The sequence below is a fragment of the Streptomyces sp. NPDC048352 genome, assembly GCF_040651895.1.
Taxonomy (GTDB): domain Bacteria; phylum Actinomycetota; class Actinomycetes; order Streptomycetales; family Streptomycetaceae; genus Streptomyces.
Genome location: NZ_JBEZKZ010000005.1, coordinates 83479 through 101509 on the forward strand (window position 1 = coordinate 83479; position 18031 = coordinate 101509).

Consider the following 18031-nt stretch of genomic DNA (forward strand, 5'->3'; position numbering starts at 1 on the left):
CTCGGAGCACGCAGCCGCGACGACCGGCCGGGGGGCGGCGCACCGCCGCCGCTAAAGGCAGGAGTGGATGAGTCGTGCAGACTCCCGGATCGCAGTCCTCGCTGCACCGCGCGAACCTGGAGAGGGTCGTGCGGGCCGTGCGCCTCGCCGGCTCGCTGACCCAGGCGGAGATCGCCCGCACCACCGGACTGTCGGCGGCCACGGTCTCCAACATCGTCCGTGAGCTCAAGGAGAGCGGGACCGTCGAGGTCACCGACACCTCGGCCGGCGGCCGCCGGGCCCGCAGCGTCTCGCTCAGCGGGGACGCGGGCATCGTGATCGGCGTGGACTTCGGCCACACCCACCTGCGGGTGGCGGTGGGCAACCTCGCGCACCAGGTGCTGGCCGAGGAGGCCGAGCCGCTGGACGTGGACGCCTCCTGGGTGGACGGCTTCGACCGGGCGGAATCCCTGGTCGGACGGCTGGTCCAGGGCATCGGCGTGTCCCGGGACAAGGTCATCGGCGTCGGGCTCGGCGTGCCCGGGCCCATCGACGTGGAGTCCGGCACCCTGGGCTCGACCGCGATCCTGCCGGGCTGGGCCGGGATCAACCCGCGCCAGGAGCTCGCGCAGCGCCTGGGCGTGCCGGTCTACGTGGACAACGACGCGAACCTCGGCGCGCTGGGGGAGCTCGTCTGGGGGAGCGGCCGGGGGGTGCGCGACCTGGCATACATCAAGGTCGCGAGCGGTGTCGGCGCCGGCCTGGTGATCAACGGCCAGATCTACCGGGGGCCCGGCGGCACGGCCGGGGAGATCGGGCACATCACCCTCGACGAGTCGGGCCCCGTCTGCCGCTGCGGCAACCGGGGCTGCCTGGAGACCTTCGCCGCCGCGCGCTACGTCCTGCCCCTGCTCCAGGGCACCCACGGGCTCGACCTGACGATGGAGAAGGTGGTCGAGCTCGCCCGCGGCGGGGACCCGGGCTGCCGCCGGGTCATCACCGACGTGGGCCGGCACATCGGCAGCGGCGTGGCCAGCCTGTGCAACCTCCTGAACCCGAGCCGGGTGGTGCTCGGCGGCTCGCTGGCGGAGGCCGGCGAGCTGGTCCTGACGCCGATCCGCGAGTCCGTGGGCCGGTACGCGATCCCGAGCGCGGCCCGCCAGCTGTCGGTCCTCACGGGGTCGCTGGGCGGCCGGGCGGAAGTACTCGGCGCGCTGGCCCTCGTACTCAGTGAGATGGGCGATTCGACACTTTTGACGGAAAATGGCTTTGGGATGCGAGCCCCCGCCGTCATGTCTTCAGTTAGATAACGGATGGCACCGTTGTCATCTCGTTAAGGATTCACTCCTTGACGACAAACTTGCGGCCGGGGTTGACTCACATCCACCTCGGCCGCAACGTTGCGGCCTCGTCAGGGAGGTTCAACGAATGAACACGCGTATGCGTAGAGCCGCCGTAGCCGTCGCCGCCGGCGCCATGGCCGTCTCGCTGGCCGCTTGTGGCAGCGCCAAGGAAGCGGGCGGCGAGAAGAAGCCCTCCGGCTCCGCAGCGGCCGGTGACGCCGTCAAGATCGGTCTGCTCCTGCCGGAGAACCAGACCGCGCGCTACGAGAAGTTCGACAAGCCGCTGATCGAGAAGAAGATCGCCGACCTCACCGGCGGCAAGGCCGAGGTCGTCTACGCCAACGCCAAGCAGGACGCGACCACGCAGAACTCGCAGGTCGACACGATGATCACCAACAAGGTGAACGTCCTGATCGTCGACGCGGTCGACGCCAAGGCCATCGCCGGCTCGGTCAAGAAGGCCAAGGACGCCGGCATCCCGGTCGTCGCCTACGACCGCCTGGCCGAGGGCCCGATCGACGCCTACACCTCCTTCGACAACGAAGAGGTCGGCAAGGTCCAGGGCAAGGCGCTGCTGGAGGCCCTGGGCGACAAGGCCAAGGACGGCCAGATCGTCATGATGAACGGCTCCGTCACCGACCCGAACGCCGCGCTGTTCAAGAAGGGCGCCCACTCCGTCCTCGACGGCAAGGTGAACATCGGCAAGGAGTACGACACCAAGGAGTGGAAGCCGGAGAACGCCAACACCAACATGGCGGGCGCGCTGACCGCGCTCGGCAAGGACAAGGTGATCGGCGTCTACTCCGCGAACGACGGCATGGCCGGCGGCATCATCACCGCCCTCAAGGCCGCCGGCCTGTCCCCCCTGCCCCCGGTCACCGGCCAGGACGCCGAGCTCGCCGGTGTGCAGCGGATCGTGGCGGGCGAGCAGTTCATGAGCGTCTACAAGCCGTACGCCCCCGAGGCCGCGGCCGCCGCCGAGATGGCCGTCGCCCTCGCCAAGGGCGAGAAGATCGACGGGATCATCAACAACAAGATCGACAGCCCGACCTCCAAGGGCGTTCCGTCCGTGCTGATCCCGGTCGTCTCGCTCACCAAGGCCAACATCAAGGACACCGTCGTCAAGGACGGCGTCTACACGGTCGACGAGATCTGCACCGAGAAGTTCGCGACCGCCTGCGCCACCATCGGCCTCAAGTAAGGCCCTGCCGCCGCCCTCGCGGCGCGGCGGCCCACGTGCCCTGCCCGGCGCCCCACCCCTCATACCCCGCCATCCGCGGGGCGCCGGGCAGAAACGTTTCACCCTTTCGCTCGCAGTTACCCCCCATCCGCCCCGCTCCTGCTCTTTTGCACGACATCCCCGCCGGTCAGGCGGCGAAGGAGATGGTTCATGTGTCCGCTGCGCCCGTGCTGGCGTTGCGAGGGGTCTCGAAGCGGTTCGGCGCCGTCCAGGCCCTGACCGACGTAGAACTCGAGATCCACTCCGGTGAGGTCGTCGCCCTGGTGGGCGACAACGGCGCCGGCAAGTCCACGCTGGTCAAGACGATCGCCGGCGTGCACCCCATCGATGACGGAGTCATCGAGTGGGAAGGCCGCCCGGTCTCCATCGGCAAGCCCCACGACGCCCAGAACCTCGGCATCGCGACCGTCTACCAGGACCTCGCGCTGTGCGACAACATCGACGTCGTCGGCAACCTCTTCCTCGGGCGCGAGCTCAAGCGGTTCGGCGTCCTCGACGAGGTGGAGATGGAGCGCCGCGCCCGCGAGCTCCTGACCACCCTGTCCATCCGGATCCCCAGTGTCCGGATCCCCATCGCCTCGCTCTCCGGCGGCCAGCGCCAGACCGTGGCGATCGCCCGCTCGATGCTGGGCGAGCCCCGGCTCGTCATCCTCGACGAGCCCACCGCCGCCCTCGGCGTCGAGCAGACCGCACAGGTGCTCGACCTCGTGGAGCGGCTGCGCGAGCGCGGCCACGCCGTCATCCTCATCAGCCACAACATGGCCGATGTGAAGGCCGTCGCCGACAAGGTCGCGGTGCTGCGGCTGGGCCGCAACAACGGTGTCTTCAACGTCGCCGACACCTCGCAGGAAGAGATCATCTCCGCCATCACCGGGGCCACGGACAACGCCGTGACCCGCCGGGCGGCCCGCACCGGGGAGGCCCGCAAGTGAGCACCGAACACCACACCGCGGCGGAAGAGGTGGCCCGGCTGGCCAACCCCGCCGCCCCGGCGGACGCCATTCCGGTGGTCGACCCGCGCCTGCTCGTGCGCGAGCAGGGCCTGTCCGGCTACCTGAGCGAGTTCGGCCGCAAGATGAAGGCCGGCGACCTGGGCTCCATCCCGGTCGTCCTCGGCCTGATCATCATCTGGAGCATCTTCCAGGGGCTGAACTCGAACTTCCTCTCCCCGGAGAACCTCTCCAACATCGCGATCACGATGGTCGCCACCGGCATGATGGCCGTCGGCATCATCTTCGTGCTGCTGCTCGGCGAGATCGACCTCTCGGTCGGCTCGGTCAGCGGTGTCTCGGGCGCCATCGTCGCCGTCCTCGCCGTCACCCACGGCGTCAACGAGTGGGTCGCGATCCTCGCCGCGGTCGGCGGGGGCGCCCTCATCGGCGCGGTCCACGGCTTCTTCTTCGCCAAGATCGGCGCGCCCGCCTTCGCCGTCACCCTGTCCGGCCTGCTGTTCTGGTCCGGCGCGATGCTGCAGATCCTCGGCAGCAACGGCACCATCAACCTCGACTCCGAGGGCGTGGTCGGGCAGCTCACCACGTACTACTTCTCGGACGTGGCCGCCGGCTACGGCCTCGCGGCGCTCGCCACGGTGGCGTACTTCCTCGCCACCTTCTTCGACAACCGCCGCCGCGAAGCCGCCGGGGTGCCCTCCCGGCCGCTGAGCGAGATCCTGCTGCGCACCGGCCTGCTGGCCCTGTTCACGTTCGGCCCCGCCGTGGTGTTCAACCAGTACAAGGGCCTGCCGCTCGCGCTGGTGCTCTTCGTGGTGGCCCTGGTCGGCACGGACTTCCTCCTGCGCCGCACCACCTTCGGCCGCAACGTCTTCGCCCTGGGCGGCAGCGTCGAGGCCTCCCGCCGCGCGGGCATCAACGTCAACGGGATCCGCATCGCGGTCTTCGCCATCGCGGGCACCTTCGCGGCCGTCGGCGGCCTCTTCTGGGCCTCCAAGATCGCGGCCGCCAACCAGAGCGCCGGCGCCGGCGACCTGCTGATGAACGTCATCGCGGCGGCCGTCATCGGCGGCACCAGCCTCTTCGGCGGCCGCGGCCGGACCTGGAACGCCCTCCTCGGCGTGATGGTCATCACCTCCATCCAGTACGGTCTGGCCCTGGAGGGGATCGCGACCCCGATCCAGTACATGATCACCGGTGCCGTACTGCTGGCCACGGTGGTCATCGACTCGGTCACCCGCAAGACCCAGAAGACGGCCGGCCGCGCCTGACCGCGCGACCCGGGCCGTCCCCGGGCGGTAAGAACCGTCACAGTGCCCGGTGCCACCACGAGTGGCACCGGGCACGCGTGCGTGCGTATGCGCGTACGGATGTGCTGGTATACGCCCGTTTGGGATGTGTGATTGCGCGGCGGGGGGTGCAGGTATGACAAAGGCGTGACCCGCCAGGCACCGCCCGATGACCGCCCTCGCGAGCGGAACATTAGACTCGACAGACCAGCAAGCAACTGCAAGGAGGCACGGGTGCTGCTGACCCGCATCAAGGGACCGCGCGATCTGGACCGGCTCAGCCAGGACGAGCTCAACCAGCTCGCCGCCGAGATCAGGTCCTTCCTGGTCGACGCCGTCTCCAAGACCGGCGGGCACCTCGGCCCCAACCTCGGCGTGGTCGAACTGACGATCGCCCTGCACCGGGTCTTCGAATCGCCCAAGGACAAGGTCCTCTTCGACACCGGCCACCAGGCCTACGTCCACAAGCTGCTCACCGGCCGCCAGGACTTCGGGAACCTGCGCTCCAAGGGCGGCCTGTCCGGCTACCCCTCGCGCGCCGAGTCCGACCACGACGTGATCGAGAACTCCCACGCCTCCACGGTGCTGGGCTGGGCCGACGGCCTCGCCAAGGCCAACGAGGTGCTCCGCCGCGAGGACCACCACGTCGCCGCCGTCATCGGCGACGGCGCGCTCACCGGCGGCATGGCCTGGGAGGCGCTGAACAACATCGCCGCCGCGAAGGACCGGCCGCTCGTCATCGTCGTCAACGACAACGAGCGCTCCTACGGCCCCACCATCGGCGGCCTCGCCAACCACCTCGCGACCCTGCGCACCACGGACGGCTACGAGCGCTTCCTGGCCCGCGGCAAGGAACTCCTGGAGCGCACCCCGGTCGTGGGCAAGCCGCTCTTCGAGACGCTGCACGGCGCCAAGAAGGGCCTCAAGGACTTCATCGCCCCGCAGGGCATGTTCGAGGACCTGGGCCTGAAGTACATCGGCCCCATCGACGGCCACGACATCGAGGCCCTGGAGTCCGCCCTCCAGCGGGCCAAGCGGTTCAGCGGACCGGTCATCGTGCACTGCCTCACCCAGAAGGGCCGCGGCTACACCCCGGCGCTGGAGCACGAGGCGGACCGCTTCCACGCGGTCGGCGTCATCCACCCGGACACCGGCCTGCCGGTCAAGACCGCCGCCGCCAGCTGGACCTCCGTCTTCGCCGACGAAATGGTCAAGCTCGGCCACGAGCGCGAGGACATCGTCGGCATCACCGCCGCCATGCTCCACCCGGTCGGCCTCCACAAGTTCGCCGAGGCCTTCCCGGACCGGATCTACGACGTCGGCATCGCCGAGCAGCACGGCGCCACGTCGGCCGCGGGCCTCGCCACCGGCGGCGTCCACCCCGTCTTCGCCGTCTACGCCACCTTCCTCAACCGCGCCTTCGACCAGGTCCTCATGGACGTCGCCCTGCACAAGTGCGGGGTCACCTTCGTCCTGGACCGGGCCGGCGTCACCGGTGACGACGGCGCCTCCCACAACGGCATGTGGGACATGTCCATCCTCCAGGTCGTCCCCGGCCTGCGGCTGGCCGCCCCGCGCGACGCCGAACAGCTGCGCGCCCAGCTGCGGGAGGCCGTCGAGGTCAAGGACGCCCCGACCGTCGTGCGCTACTCCAAGGGCGTCGTCGGCCCGGCCGTCCCGGCCGTCGGCCGGATCGGCGGCATGGACCTCCTGCGCACCCCGGCCCCCGACGTCACCCGGCCGGACGTACTCATCGTCTCGGTCGGAGCGCTCGCGCCGATGTGCCTGGAGATCGCCGACCTGCTCGACAAGCAGGGCATCTCCTCGACCGTGGTCGACCCCCGCTGGGTCAAGCCCGTGGACGAGGCCCTCGCCCCGCTCGCCGACCGCCACCGGGTCGTCGTCACCGTCGAGGACAACGGCCGCACCGGCGGAGTGGGCGCCGCGGTCTCGCAGGCCCTGCGCGACGCGGGCGTCGACGTGCCGCTGCGCGACTTCGGCATCCCGCAGCGCTTCCTCGACCACGCGCTGCGCAAGGAGATCATGGCCGAGATCGGCCTGACCGCCCCGGACATCGCCCGTCAGGTGACGGGCCTGGTCGCGAAGCTGGACGGCCGTTACGAGAGCGAGCAGGCCGCCGCCGTCGACTAGTCCGCGTCCGTCCGGATCGCGCAGCGCGGTTGCACGTCACGGGTCGGGAGATCACCCTTGAAGGGTGGGCCTCCCGGCCCGTTTCGCGTACTTCTTGGGAGGTGCGTCGGTGAGCAGGGATCTGAACAGCCCCTTCCGCACCAAGACGGTGGAACAGTCCATCCGTGACACGGAGGAGCCGGAACACGCGCTCCGCAAATCGCTCTCCGCCTGGGACCTGACGGTCTTCGGCGTCGGCGTCATCATCGGTACCGGCATCTTCGTCCTCACGGGCATCGCGGCCCGCAACAACGCCGGGCCCGCCACCGCCCTCTCCTTCGTGGCATCGGGCGTCGTCTGTGCCCTCGCGGCCCTCTGCTACGCCGAGTTCGCCTCCACCGTCCCGGTGGCCGGCTCGGCGTACACCTTCGCGTACGCGTCGATCGGCGAACTGCCCGCCTGGATCATCGGCTGGGACCTGGTGCTCGAATTCGCGCTCGGCACCGCCGTCGTGGCGGTCGGCTGGTCCGGATACGTGCGCCACCTCATGCACACGAACCTCGGCTGGGACATGCCCGTCGCGCTGTCCGGGCCCGACGGGGGCGGCACCTTCGACCTGCTGGCCTTCCTGCTGGTCCTGGCGCTGACCGCGGTCCTGGTCGTCGGGACGAAGCTGTCGGCCCGGATCACCGCGATCGTCGTCGCCATCAAGGTCACCGTGGTGCTGCTGGTCATCATCGCCGGCCTGTTCTTCATCAAGGCGGACAACTACTCGCCGTTCATCCCGCCGGCCGAGCCACAGCCCGGAGGAAGCGGCTGGAAAGCCCCACTGGTCCAGCTGCTGTTCGGCTACGAGCCCACCAACTTCGGCGTCATGGGCATCTTCACCGCGGCCTCCCTCGTCTTCTTCGCCTTCATCGGCTTCGACGTCGTGGCCACCGCGGCGGAGGAGACCAGGAACCCCCAACGGGACATGCCGCGCGGCATCCTGGGCTCGCTGCTCATCTGCACGCTGCTCTACGTCGCCGTGACGGTCGTCGTCACCGGGATGCAGTACTACCGGGAGATGTCGCCGACCGCCCCGCTCGCCGCCGCCTTCAAGGCCGTCGACCAGCCCTTCTTCTCCGGCGCCATCAGCCTCGGTGCCGCCGTCGGCCTCATCACGGTCTGCATGATCCTGCTGCTGGGCCAGACCCGGGTGTTCTTCGCGATGAGCCGGGACGGCCTGCTGCCGCGGGTCTTCTCGGTCACCCACCCCAAGTACCGCACCCCTTACCGGGCCACCGTGCTGCTGGGTGTGATCATCGCCGTCGTCGCGGGGTTCACCAGCCTCGAGAAGCTCGCGGAACTGGTGAACATCGGCACCCTGTTCGCCTTCGTCGTGGTGGCCCTCGGCGTGATCATCCTGCGCCGCACCCGCCCCGATCTGCACCGGGCCTTCCGCACCCCCTGGGTGCCGGTGATCCCGATCCTGTCCATGGCGGCCTCGCTCTGGCTGATGCTCAACCTGCCGGCCGAGACCTGGCTGCGCTTCGGGATCTGGATGGTCGTCGGCTTCGTCGTCTACTTCCTGTACGGCAGGCGCATGAGCCGCCTGGGCCAAGCGGCCCGGGAGACCGCACGGCCCGGCACACGGCCCTAGGGAACGGTCCTAGGACTCCGTCGACGGGGACGGCTCGGGCGCCGGGGACTTGGCGCCCGGGCCGCCCTTGGCGGGGGAGTCCTTCGCCGAGGCGGGCACCTTCTGGTCGGTGCGCAGGGCCTCCCACAACCGGGAGGCCTGCTCCTGCGCGACGACGACCCGGTTCCGGTCCACCTTGTCGTAGGCCACCGGCAGCATGATGGTCTCCATGGTGGACGGGTCCACGCCCTGCATGCTCCGCGCGAAGTCCGACAGCGCGGTGAGCGAGGCCAGATCGGAGTCGGTGGTCAGCGACTTGGTGCCGGCGTCGGCGAGCTTGTAGAGCCGCGCCGGATTGCCGAGGGCGTCCTGCTTCTTGATCTCGGACAGCATCGCGAGCAGGAACTGCTGCTGGAGCCCTATGCGTCCGAGGTCGCTGCCGTCGCCGTAGCCGTAGCGGGTCCGTACGAACTTCAGCGAGTCGGCGCCGTTCAGCCGGTGCGTTCCCGCGTCCAGCTTGAGTCCGCCCTTCGCGCCGGTCATCGGCTGGTCGAGGGTGACCGTGACCCCGCCGAGGGCGTCCACCAGCCCCTTGAAGCCGGCGAAGTCCACCTCGACGAAATGGTCCACTCGGATGCCGGAGAGCTGTTCCACCGTCTTGACGACACAGGCCGGACCGGCCAGCGCGTAGACGGAGTTGAACATGACCCGGCTCGCCTCCGGGACGGTCCCGCCGTCCTTGTCCCTGCACTCGGGCCGGGTGATGAGGGTGTCGCGCGGGATGCTCACCGCGGTGGCCCGGGCCCGGCCCGCGGGTATGTGCACCAGCATCGCGGTGTCGGAGCGGGCTCCGCTGACATCGCCGTGGTCGAGCTCCCCGTTGGCCCCGGCCCGCGAGTCCGAGCCGAGCACCAGGACGTTCTGGGCGTTCTGCACCACCTTCGGGGGCCGGTTGTCGGTGCCGATCGCCCGGTCCAGGTCGACGCTGTCGATGTTCCCGCTGAGGTGGCTGTAGACCCACCAGCCGGACCCCGCCGCGCCGAGGACCAGCACGGCCGCCGTCCAGGCGAGCCCGCGCCGGATCCGGCTCGCGCGCGAACGGGGCGTCGTCGTGGCGCTGGGGTCTGAAGTCATGCCCGGGGACCGGTCCTTCCGAACGGGTGGGGGGAGATCCGGTGGGGATCTCGCGGTGATCTCGCGGGCTACAACATAGACGCAGGGACCCGCCCCGGAGCCCCGGGGTATCCTGATTCTGTTCGAATGGTGAAGCGGAAGGGTTGCTTGCGGTTCATGGCGACGCGATCCCGACGCAGCCCGGCCAAGCCCCTCGGCGACGCCTCCGGACCGGGTCAGGCCCCCGTACGCGACTGGAACACCGTGGCACTCGGCCCCCTGACGGGGCGTTGGGTCCTCGCCGGCAAGGACGGGCGGCTCACCGCCTACGCGCGCGCCGAGGCCGGCCTGCTGCGCTGGACCGAACGCGCCCCCGGCGGCCCCGGGTGGAGCGGCCCCGACCTCTTCCCCGCCGACGGGCTCACCGACCTCGCCGTGGGCCAGGGCCCGGACGGCTACGCCCACTTCGCCGGCCGGCGCCGCACCCGGACCGAGGACGGCGAGAGCGTCACCTACCACCACGCGGTCCAGTACCAGAGCGGCCGCCCCGTGGGCCCGTGGCAATCCCTCGGCACCCTCTACCAGCGGCCCGGGATGGAGCACCGCGGCGGCCCGCCCGCGGTGGCGGTGGACGCCCACGGCGCCCCCCACGTCTTCGTCCGCAACGCCGGGCGCGGGGTCCACGTCAAACGCCAGGACCGGAAGGGCACCTGGTCGGCGTGGGAGGACCTGCGGGGCAGCAAGACCTTCGAGGGGGCCGGCGCCGATTCGACCGCCGGGGGCCGGGTCTGGCTGGCCGCGCCCGGGGAGAAGGGGCTCTCCCTGTGGGCCCAGAGCGCACCCGGAGGCCCCCTGCAGCGGGGCGAGGACGTCCCGTACCTCGCCCAGGACGGTTCGGCGCGCACGCTGGAGACGGCGCCGGGCCGCGTCACCCACTTCTGGCACGCGGCCGACGGCAGCGGGGTGTTCGCCTGCCGCGCGGGCGCAGGGGTCCTGGCACTGGGCGGCGGGCCGGCGCTCGGAGCGGTGGCGGCCGTCCGCGCGCTGGTCGACGGCTACGACTGCACGGTGCTGGCCCACCGGGCCGTCAACGGCCGTACCGCCCTGGCGGCGTACCCCACGGAACACGAGGCGGCCGGGCTCTGGTGGACCGAGATCGGCGAGGAGTGCCTGGACTCCCCGGCGCTGGCCGTGGACGCCCGGGGCCTGCTCGTCATCGCCTGTATCAGCGCCCGGGGCGAACTGCTGGTCAACCGGCAGAAGGACAGCTCGGGCCTGTCACTGGGCCGCTGGCAGCGCTTCTGACGGGGTCGGGGCGGCGCCGCGCCTGCGGCGGGATCCTGGACAGCTGGTGGCGGTCCACCGCCAGCGCCGATATCCGGCGCAGGAAGTCCACCGACCGCTCGGCGGTGTCGGGGGTGATCCAGGCGTCGTCGATCTCGCACAGCTCCACCCGCACGGGCGAGCCGCCCAGCACGATGGGCAGGGTGTAGGCGACGGTGGACGCGAAGGTCAGCACGGACTCGCCGATGGGCTCGGTCAGCGCGGTCAGTTCGAGCGGCAGGTCGGGGTGGACGATCTCCATGCCGGTGAGCCCGGCGATCCGCTCCAGCTTGGGCCGGCTCTCCCTGCGGTGCGCCAGGTAGCGCCCGGCCGCCCGGCTGCGGGCGATCCAGCCGACCGCGTCGACGTAGCGGTCCTCGTCGATGACCCCGGTCTCCACGAGGGAGCTGCCCGCGAGGTCGGCGCCGGACCGCACGCGCACGGGGCCGAAGGTCGCCCGGCTCCAGGCGTAGTCGTTGGGGCGGACCTCGGTGCCCGGCGGCGCGGCCACCGGCATGCACGTGAAGAAGGTGGTGCGCTCCAGGTCCTCCCGGGCCAGCCAGCGGTTCACCGGCCCGCCGCCCTTGGCGGACGGCTTCAGCTCGCCCTGGTGCCAGCGCGTCAGCTGCCGGCCGTACGTCAGCAGGCTGACCAGCTCCGTGGTGGCGGTCCCGTCGTCCACGACGACCACCTCGCGGGCCTTGGAACGGGGCAGCAGCAGCTGGATCGTGCGGGAGAACAGGTCCCCGATCACCAGGCGCCGGGCGGACGCGACCGCGCGGCCGAGGCGGACGAGCTCCCCGGCCCGCCCCAGGTAGCCGGCGCGGACCTCGTAGCGCCGCCAGACCAGCTTGGACTGGGAGGCGAACCGGCACAGCCGGCGGACCTGCGCGCGCGAACGCGGGTCCACCGGCTGGAGCACGGCGATGGTGAGGGACGCTGCCTCGCCCGGGTGGACGTACGCCCACTCCAGGACGTTCAGTAGTTGAGCCGGGCTCTCCACCAGGGCGAGGGTGTCGCTCATGCCGAGGCCGTCACGCCCTCGGCGGCGAGGGTGCCCTGGACCCGGCGGAGCTTCTTCATCGGACCGAGTTCGGAGGCGTAGACGCGCTTGACGCCGTCGCCGAGGGCGGTCTCGATGGTGCGGATGTCGCGGACCAGGCGGGCCAGGCCGCCCGGTTCGACGGAGGCGGCCTGGTCGGAGCCCCACATGGCCCGGTCCAGGGTGATGTGCCGCTCCACGGCGCAGGCGCCGAGGGCGACGGCGGCGACGGTGGTCTGCAGGCCCGTCTCGTGGCCGGAGTAGCCGATCGGGACGTTCGGGTACTCCTCCTGGAGCGTGTTGATCACGCGCAGGTTGAGCTCCTCGGCCTTCGCCGGGTAGGTCGAGGTGGCGTGCAGCAGGACGACGTTCGCGCTGCCCAGCACCTCCACGGCGTGCCGGATCTGCTGCGGGGTGGACATACCGGTGGACAGGATGACCGTCTTGCCGGTGGCGCGCAGGGCGAGCAGCAGCTCGTCGTCGGTCAGGGAGGCGGAGGCGACCTTGTGGGCCGGGACGTCGAACTTCTCCAGGAAGGTCACGGCCTCGGTGTCCCAGGGGGAGGCGAACCAGTCGATGCCGCGCTCGGCGCAGTGCTCGCCGATGGCCCGGTACTCGTCCTCGCCGAACTCGACGCGGTGGCGGTAGTCGATGTACGTCATCCGGCCCCAGGGGGTGTCCCGCTCGATGTCCCACTGGTCGCGCGGGGTGCATATCTCGGGGGTGCGCTTCTGGAACTTCACCGCGTCACAGCCCGCGTCGGCGGCCGCGTCGACGAGCGCGAGGGCCTTCTCGAGGTCGCCGTTGTGGTTGATGCCGATCTCGCCGATCACATAGGTCGGCCGGCCGGGGCCGACCTCCTTGTTCCCGATGCGGCGGATTCGGTTGCTGTGCACCACTGTTCAGAGTTCCTTTCCGGTGTACTGCGAGGGGTTCGGCGACGAGGGGGCCGCCGGGGTCTGCTGCGGGTCGAGGAGCGGGGCCAGGGCCCGGGCCCGGTCGAGGTCGCCCGGTTCGTCGATCTCGATGGCCCGCTCCGGGGCCGTGGGGACGAGCTGGGTCCGGCCGAAGAAGCGGTGTCCGTGCCGGCGGAAGCCGTCGGCGCGCATGGCGTACACGGCCCCCGACTCCAGGTACTCGGGGGTGCGGTCCTGGCGGCGCAGCCGCACCGCGCTGTCGTGGTTCACCCCGTGCGCCCGGTGTCCGGGCCCGGCGTCCGCGGGCTCGGTGGCCCACAGGAAGCCGTGGAAGGGCACGGCGGTGAACGCTGAGTCGGCGCCGTCGCGGACGACGGACAGCACGGTCTCGTCGACCTCGCGCGGGGTGGTGAAGGGGCTCGTGCACTGGACGAAGACGAGGACGTCCACCGCCTCTCCGTGCCGTTCCTCCAGGGTGTCCAGCGCGTGCAGCAGCGCGGACTCGCTGGAGGCCCGGTCCGAGCCCAGCTCCGCGGGACGGTCGACGACCTCGGCGCCGGCCGCGCGGGCGGCGCGGGCGATCGCCGCGTCGTCGGTGGAGACCACGACCCGGGTCACGTGGGCGGCGCCGCGGCAGGCCAGGACCGCCCGGGCGACGAGGGGGACCCCGCCGACCTCGGCGGTGTTCTTGCCCGGGATGCCCTTGGAGCCGCCCCGGGCGGGTATGACGGCGGTGACGTTCACGAGGCTCTCCCCTGGGGTGCCGGGATGACGGGGGCGGTCACACGCCGCCCCACTGCTGGATCTTCGGGGCCACGCGCTGGACCCCGAACTGGTAGGCGACCTTCAGCACGCGGCGCGAGGTGCGCCGCATCGGGCCGCCGGCCCGCCCGGCGACGGCGCCCGCGCCGGGGGAGCCGTCCGGGTTCAGCCCCCGCCGGCGCAGCAGCGTACCGACGTACTCGGGGGCGCTCGCGGCCGTGTAATAGGGGGATATCGGGGGCAGCGGAAGCCCGCGCAACCCGTCGATCCGACGGCGCAGTTCCCCGTACGGGTCCACCGCGCGGATTCCCTGGTCGGCCGTCCAGGATTCGTCCGCGATCGGGGCGGCGCCCTCGTCTATCGCGGTCCAGTCGGTGACGCAGCCGGAACCGGTGAAATAGTGGTTGCCGTGGATCTCCCGTACGCCGAGATCGCTGAGGATGGCGGTCGGCATTCCGCGGTGCATCGATTCGAGCGCGGCCGTGGAACTGACCGTGACCAGCAGGTCGGTACGGTCGAGGGTGTCCGACATGTTGCCGTACACGAAATGCAGATTGGGCGGCAGCGGTTCTTCCAGCTGTTCCGCGAGCACCTGGTAGTGGTAGGCCTCCACATGGGTGGTCGCCTCACCCGGCTTGCTGCGGAGTTTGACGAGTACGTCACGTCCCGGGCGGAGCCTCGCGTGGGATATCGCGCGGCGCAGCATGTAAAGGCGGCCGCTGCGGTCGGCGGGCACCGAGGGCTGGACCGCGAAACACACCGTATAGGGGTGGGCGGCGTGGGTCCGGTTAGGGTCGTAAGGCCGCTGGTCGAGAAAGGGGAGCGCCGTCTGCACGATGCAGGAAACGGGAATTCCGAGGGGCTCGTACACCTCGGTGAACCGGCGCCGGTCGAAAGGACTGTTGGCGAGGACGATGTCGGCGCCCGCCCGCAGCAGCAGCCCGTCGGCCATCTTCTCGTAGACGACGCCGACGTAACCGGTCATCAGGATCGGCCGCCGGGGCGCCCCGGCGAACCGGTGGGCGAGCGCGTGCAGGGCCGCGTGGGTGGCGCCGCCGACCGTGCCCAGGATGATCAGGTCCGCTCCGTCGAGTTCCGGCGCCGCCGCGAAAGCGGCGAGCGTGGCCTCGGTGATCGAGGCGGGGGTGATGCCGACCTCCGCCAGCTGGCGCGCCGTCGGGGTGCTGCGGCCGCGCAGCATGTGGGCGTGCACCTCGCTGCCCGGTGCCAGGCCCACCGCCAGCCCCGCGCCCCATTTCCAGCGGGTGTCGGAGTCGGCGAGCACGTGGATGCGCACTTGGTGATTCCCGGGTCGGTCGGCGGAGCCCAACTGCCGTCGGCGTACCCGCGGCGGGCCGCGGGCAGGGGCGGGATCGTCGCCGGGCCCGATAGACCCTACATGCTCACCTGAGCCTTATGTGTCACGAAAAGGCTTCGACGGCCAAGGGAGTTGTACGTCACACCCGGGGGATCCTGGAGCCTCTCCGCGCACTCCTATCATGATGTCCGGTCCGTCCGCACGGCTTCGGCGGATGTGTGGGCAATGGGGAGAAGGTGAGTGCTTCCGGTGGTGACCCTTTCGGTAATCGTCGCGATGTGTGACGTCCGGGAGTTCTGTCGGACGGCGCTCAAGTCCTTGGCGCTCAACGCCCGGGAGGATTTCGAGTTCATCGTCGTGGACGACGGGTCCGTCGACGGGACGTCAGAAATCCTGGCGGAGATGGTTCCCTCGATACCCGGCGCCGTGTTGATCCGCAACGAGCGCAACCTGGGAATTTCGGCCACGCGCAACATAGGCCTGTCCGCGGCCCGCGGACGCTTCTTCACCTTCCTCGACGGCGACGACTGGTACGCCCCCGGATATCTGGCGCAGCTGGTCGGCTGGATGAGTCAGTCGGGCGTCGATTTCCTGCGCACCGGACACGTCCGCGTGTACGGCAGGAAACGCAAGATCGTGACGGCGCCGCTCGCCCCGAGGGCCCTCCCGCTGAATCCCGCGGACTACATCGGGCCCGTCGACGCCTCCACCTTCATGGACTACCCGCAGTCCTGGGCCGGCATCTACGACCGCGAACGGCTCCTGGAGGCCGGCGCGCTCTTCTTCGACGAGAGCCTGCGCACCGCCGAGGACCGGCCCTGGTTCTACAAGCTGCACCTGCGGACCCGGTCCTTCGGAGTCGTCGACCTCCACGGCATCTTCTACCGCCGCGATGTGGCCACTTCCCTCACCAAGGTCCCCGACGAGCGGCAGCTGGACTTCCTTCCGGCCTTCCGCCTCATTTTCGAGGAGCTCGCCGGACACCCGCGCGGATATGAACTCTCCTTCAAGGCGATGCGAACTCTCTGCGCGCTCATCGTCATTCACATGGACCGCGCCGAGTCGTACGAGGAACTCACCCGGGGTCTGCTGCTGGAACGGAGCGCGCAGATCCTCTTCGACCTCCCCCAGGACGTCCTGGAAGGGACCCTGGAAGGAATGGACTCCCCACGCGTGAAGAAGCTCAGAGCACTGATGTCCCGGCACCCGGGCGCCGCCGCCCGATGACCCGGATATTCGCCGCCTCCACCCTCTACGGCGCCATGACGGTGGCCGCCGCCATCGACGCCGGCCAGCTCGGCCACGACGACCGCGAGCGGATCCTGCTCGTGTGCAACAACGTCGACATCCCCGAGGTCGCGACGCCGCTGCACCACATGCCCGGCGCCGCCCCCGTCCTCGCGCGCTTCCACCGCGTCGTCTACTGGAACGACCTCATCTACCCGTTCCACCCCGCGCTGTGGTCCCCCCGCGACGAGGACGCCCCCCTGTGGCGCACCGTCATGGCGGAGAAGATCGGCATCCGGCCGGGCCCCCTGGAACTCGTCGTCGAGTCGATCCAGGTCAAGCCCGCCCAGACGCTCTGCAAGATCTTCTCGGACGCCACGCTCGCCGTGTACGCCGACGGCCTCATGAGCTACGGCCCCACCCGCAACGACCTGCCCCGCAGCATCCACGGCCGGATCGACCGGGTCCTCTACCTCGACCTGGTCCCCACCCTGCTGCCGATGCTGCTCACCGAGTACGGGATCCCCTCGCAGCCCGTCCACACCGCCGCCGTCCTCAAGTTGATGGCGGAGGTCACCCACGCGTGCCGCCCGATCCTCGACCGGGTGATCCCGGCGCAGCTCGCCCGGACCGGGCCGGACGCCGCCGTCCTGCTGGGCCAGTACCTCTCCCCCCTCGGCATCCTCACCGAGGAGGAAGAGGAGGAGCTGCACCTGCGCATGTTCCGCAGCGCGCTGCGGCTCGGACACACCTCCGTCGTCTTCAAACCCCACCCCAGCGCGCCCTCCACCCTCGCCGACGCCCTCGGTGAGGCGGCCCGCGAGGCCGGGGTCGCCTTCCTCGTGCTCGACGTCCCCGTCCTCGCCGAGACCGTCTTCGCGTACCTGCGCCCCCACCGCGTGATCGGCTGCTTCTCCACCGGCCTGTTCACCGCCCGCGCCCTGTACGGGATCCCCGTCGCCCAGATCGGTGCCCTGGAGGTCATCCGGCGGATGCGGCCGTACGCCAACAGCAACCGCATCCCCGCCACCCTCACCCACGCCCTGCTGCCCGACCTGGAGGCGCCCACCGGCGCCCCGGCCGACCGGGTGCTGGACGTCGGGCACGTCCGGGGCGAGGTCACCCCGTACGTCCAGGCCGTCGGCTACTGCATGCAGCCCAAGCGGTACGCGTTCCTGCGTCCGGTGGCCGAGGAGTACGTGGCCGCCGCCGTCGACCAGTGGGAGGGCCGGCCCGAGCTGTCCATGCACTTCAACGAGCGCACCCGGACCCGCCTCGACCTGCCGGGCCCGCGCACCTGGAAGTGGCGCCGCGGCGGGGGCTGGACGTTCCTCGCCGCCAGGGAACGCGCCGCGGACGACGCGCCCTTCACCGACATCACCCTCAGCGGCTTCGCCTCGCTCGTCGAGGCCAAGGACGACCGGGGCGTCCTGGAGGTGGGCGCGCGGCTGCTCGCCGAGCACGAGAACCTCGACCTGCTCCTCGGCATGGCCCAGGCGCACATCCGCCGCAAGGAGGCCGACCAGGCCAAGCGGCGCATCAAGCGGGCCTTCGAGATCTCCGCGGACAGCGGGCGGGCCCTGGTGTGGCTGCGGATCGCGGAGACCGCCGCGAAACTGGGCAAGGCCGGCGACGACCTGCGCCGCCAGGCCGCGCGGCGGGCGCTGAGCATCAACCCGGACTCGCCGGCCGCCCAGCGCCTGGTCAAGTCCGGCCGGCTGGGCCGCAGGTAGCCGGGGGGAACGGGAACGGCCCGTCCGCACGGGTGCGGACGGGC

At 71.0% G+C, this 18031-nt stretch carries 13 protein-coding genes and 1 pseudogene; 9 read left to right on the forward strand and 5 right to left on the reverse strand.

What is annotated here, in order from left to right:
* Positions 1–74 precede the first annotated feature (74 nt).
* The 6 genes from AB0D45_RS04780 to AB0D45_RS04805 all read left to right on the forward strand — a co-directional run bounded on the left by AB0D45_RS04780 (position 75) and on the right by AB0D45_RS04805 (position 8573).
* On the forward strand, positions 75–1289 hold the full coding sequence (locus AB0D45_RS04780; protein ID WP_361596310.1) for an ROK family transcriptional regulator: 1215 nt from the start codon (positions 75–77) through the stop codon (positions 1287–1289).
* 118 nt (positions 1290–1407) lie between these two features.
* Positions 1408–2523, forward strand: a complete 1116-nt coding sequence (locus AB0D45_RS04785; RefSeq protein ID WP_361596307.1) for a substrate-binding domain-containing protein — start codon at positions 1408–1410, stop codon at positions 2521–2523.
* A 182-nt stretch (positions 2524–2705) separates the two neighbouring features.
* A complete protein-coding gene (locus AB0D45_RS04790) occupies positions 2706–3494 on the forward strand; it encodes an ATP-binding cassette domain-containing protein (RefSeq protein ID WP_361596304.1) in 789 nt (262 codons plus the stop codon).
* Between the two features lie 29 nt (positions 3495–3523).
* The gene (locus AB0D45_RS04795; protein ID WP_361596532.1) at positions 3524–4783 is read left to right on the forward strand and encodes a sugar ABC transporter permease; all 1260 of its coding nucleotides are present in this window, start codon (positions 3524–3526) and stop codon (positions 4781–4783) included.
* 252 nt (positions 4784–5035) lie between these two features.
* The gene (gene dxs / locus AB0D45_RS04800) at positions 5036–6952 is read left to right on the forward strand and encodes a 1-deoxy-D-xylulose-5-phosphate synthase (protein ID WP_361596300.1); all 1917 of its coding nucleotides are present in this window, start codon (positions 5036–5038) and stop codon (positions 6950–6952) included.
* A 109-nt stretch (positions 6953–7061) separates the two neighbouring features.
* Entirely contained in the window at positions 7062–8573 is a 1512-nt protein-coding gene (locus AB0D45_RS04805; RefSeq protein ID WP_361596297.1) for an amino acid permease, read from the forward strand.
* Positions 8574–8582: 9 nt separating this feature from the next.
* On the opposite strand, the gene AB0D45_RS04810 is transcribed toward AB0D45_RS04805, so the two are convergent.
* A complete protein-coding gene (locus AB0D45_RS04810) occupies positions 8583–9686 on the reverse strand; it encodes an LCP family protein (RefSeq protein ID WP_362455293.1) in 1104 nt (367 codons plus the stop codon).
* A gap of 156 nt (positions 9687–9842) precedes the next feature.
* Between AB0D45_RS04810 and AB0D45_RS04815 the strand changes: the two genes are divergently transcribed.
* Positions 9843–10970, forward strand: coding sequence for a hypothetical protein (locus AB0D45_RS04815; protein ID WP_362455294.1), 1128 nt, complete (start codon positions 9843–9845; stop codon positions 10968–10970).
* Here AB0D45_RS04815 and AB0D45_RS04820 read toward each other — a convergent pair.
* From AB0D45_RS04820 to AB0D45_RS04835, 4 genes and pseudogenes are all read right to left on the reverse strand, one after another.
* On the reverse strand, positions 10915–12012 hold the full coding sequence (locus tag AB0D45_RS04820; RefSeq protein WP_362455295.1) for a hypothetical protein: 1098 nt from the start codon (positions 12010–12012) through the stop codon (positions 10915–10917). The two genes, AB0D45_RS04815 and AB0D45_RS04820, sit on opposite strands and share 56 nt — an antisense overlap.
* Entirely contained in the window at positions 12009–12926 is a 918-nt protein-coding gene (locus AB0D45_RS04825; RefSeq protein WP_362455296.1) for an N-acetylneuraminate synthase family protein, read from the reverse strand. The genes AB0D45_RS04820 and AB0D45_RS04825 overlap by 4 nt, the downstream gene beginning before the upstream one ends.
* Positions 12927–12998: 72 nt before the next feature.
* Positions 12999–13691: pseudogene (locus AB0D45_RS04830) on the reverse strand (acylneuraminate cytidylyltransferase family protein); the annotation flags it as partial.
* A 37-nt stretch (positions 13692–13728) separates the two neighbouring features.
* The gene (locus tag AB0D45_RS04835) at positions 13729–15006 is read right to left on the reverse strand and encodes a DUF6716 putative glycosyltransferase (RefSeq protein WP_361596282.1); all 1278 of its coding nucleotides are present in this window, start codon (positions 15004–15006) and stop codon (positions 13729–13731) included.
* Between the two features lie 273 nt (positions 15007–15279).
* Here AB0D45_RS04835 and AB0D45_RS04840 point away from each other — a divergent pair, with 273 nt between their 5' ends.
* Positions 15280–16254, forward strand: a complete 975-nt coding sequence (locus AB0D45_RS04840; RefSeq protein ID WP_362455297.1) for a glycosyltransferase family 2 protein — start codon at positions 15280–15282, stop codon at positions 16252–16254.
* On the forward strand, positions 16251–17987 hold the full coding sequence (locus AB0D45_RS04845) for a polysialyltransferase family glycosyltransferase (protein WP_362455298.1): 1737 nt from the start codon (positions 16251–16253) through the stop codon (positions 17985–17987). The genes AB0D45_RS04840 and AB0D45_RS04845 overlap by 4 nt, the downstream gene beginning before the upstream one ends.
* Positions 17988–18031 lie beyond the last annotated feature (44 nt).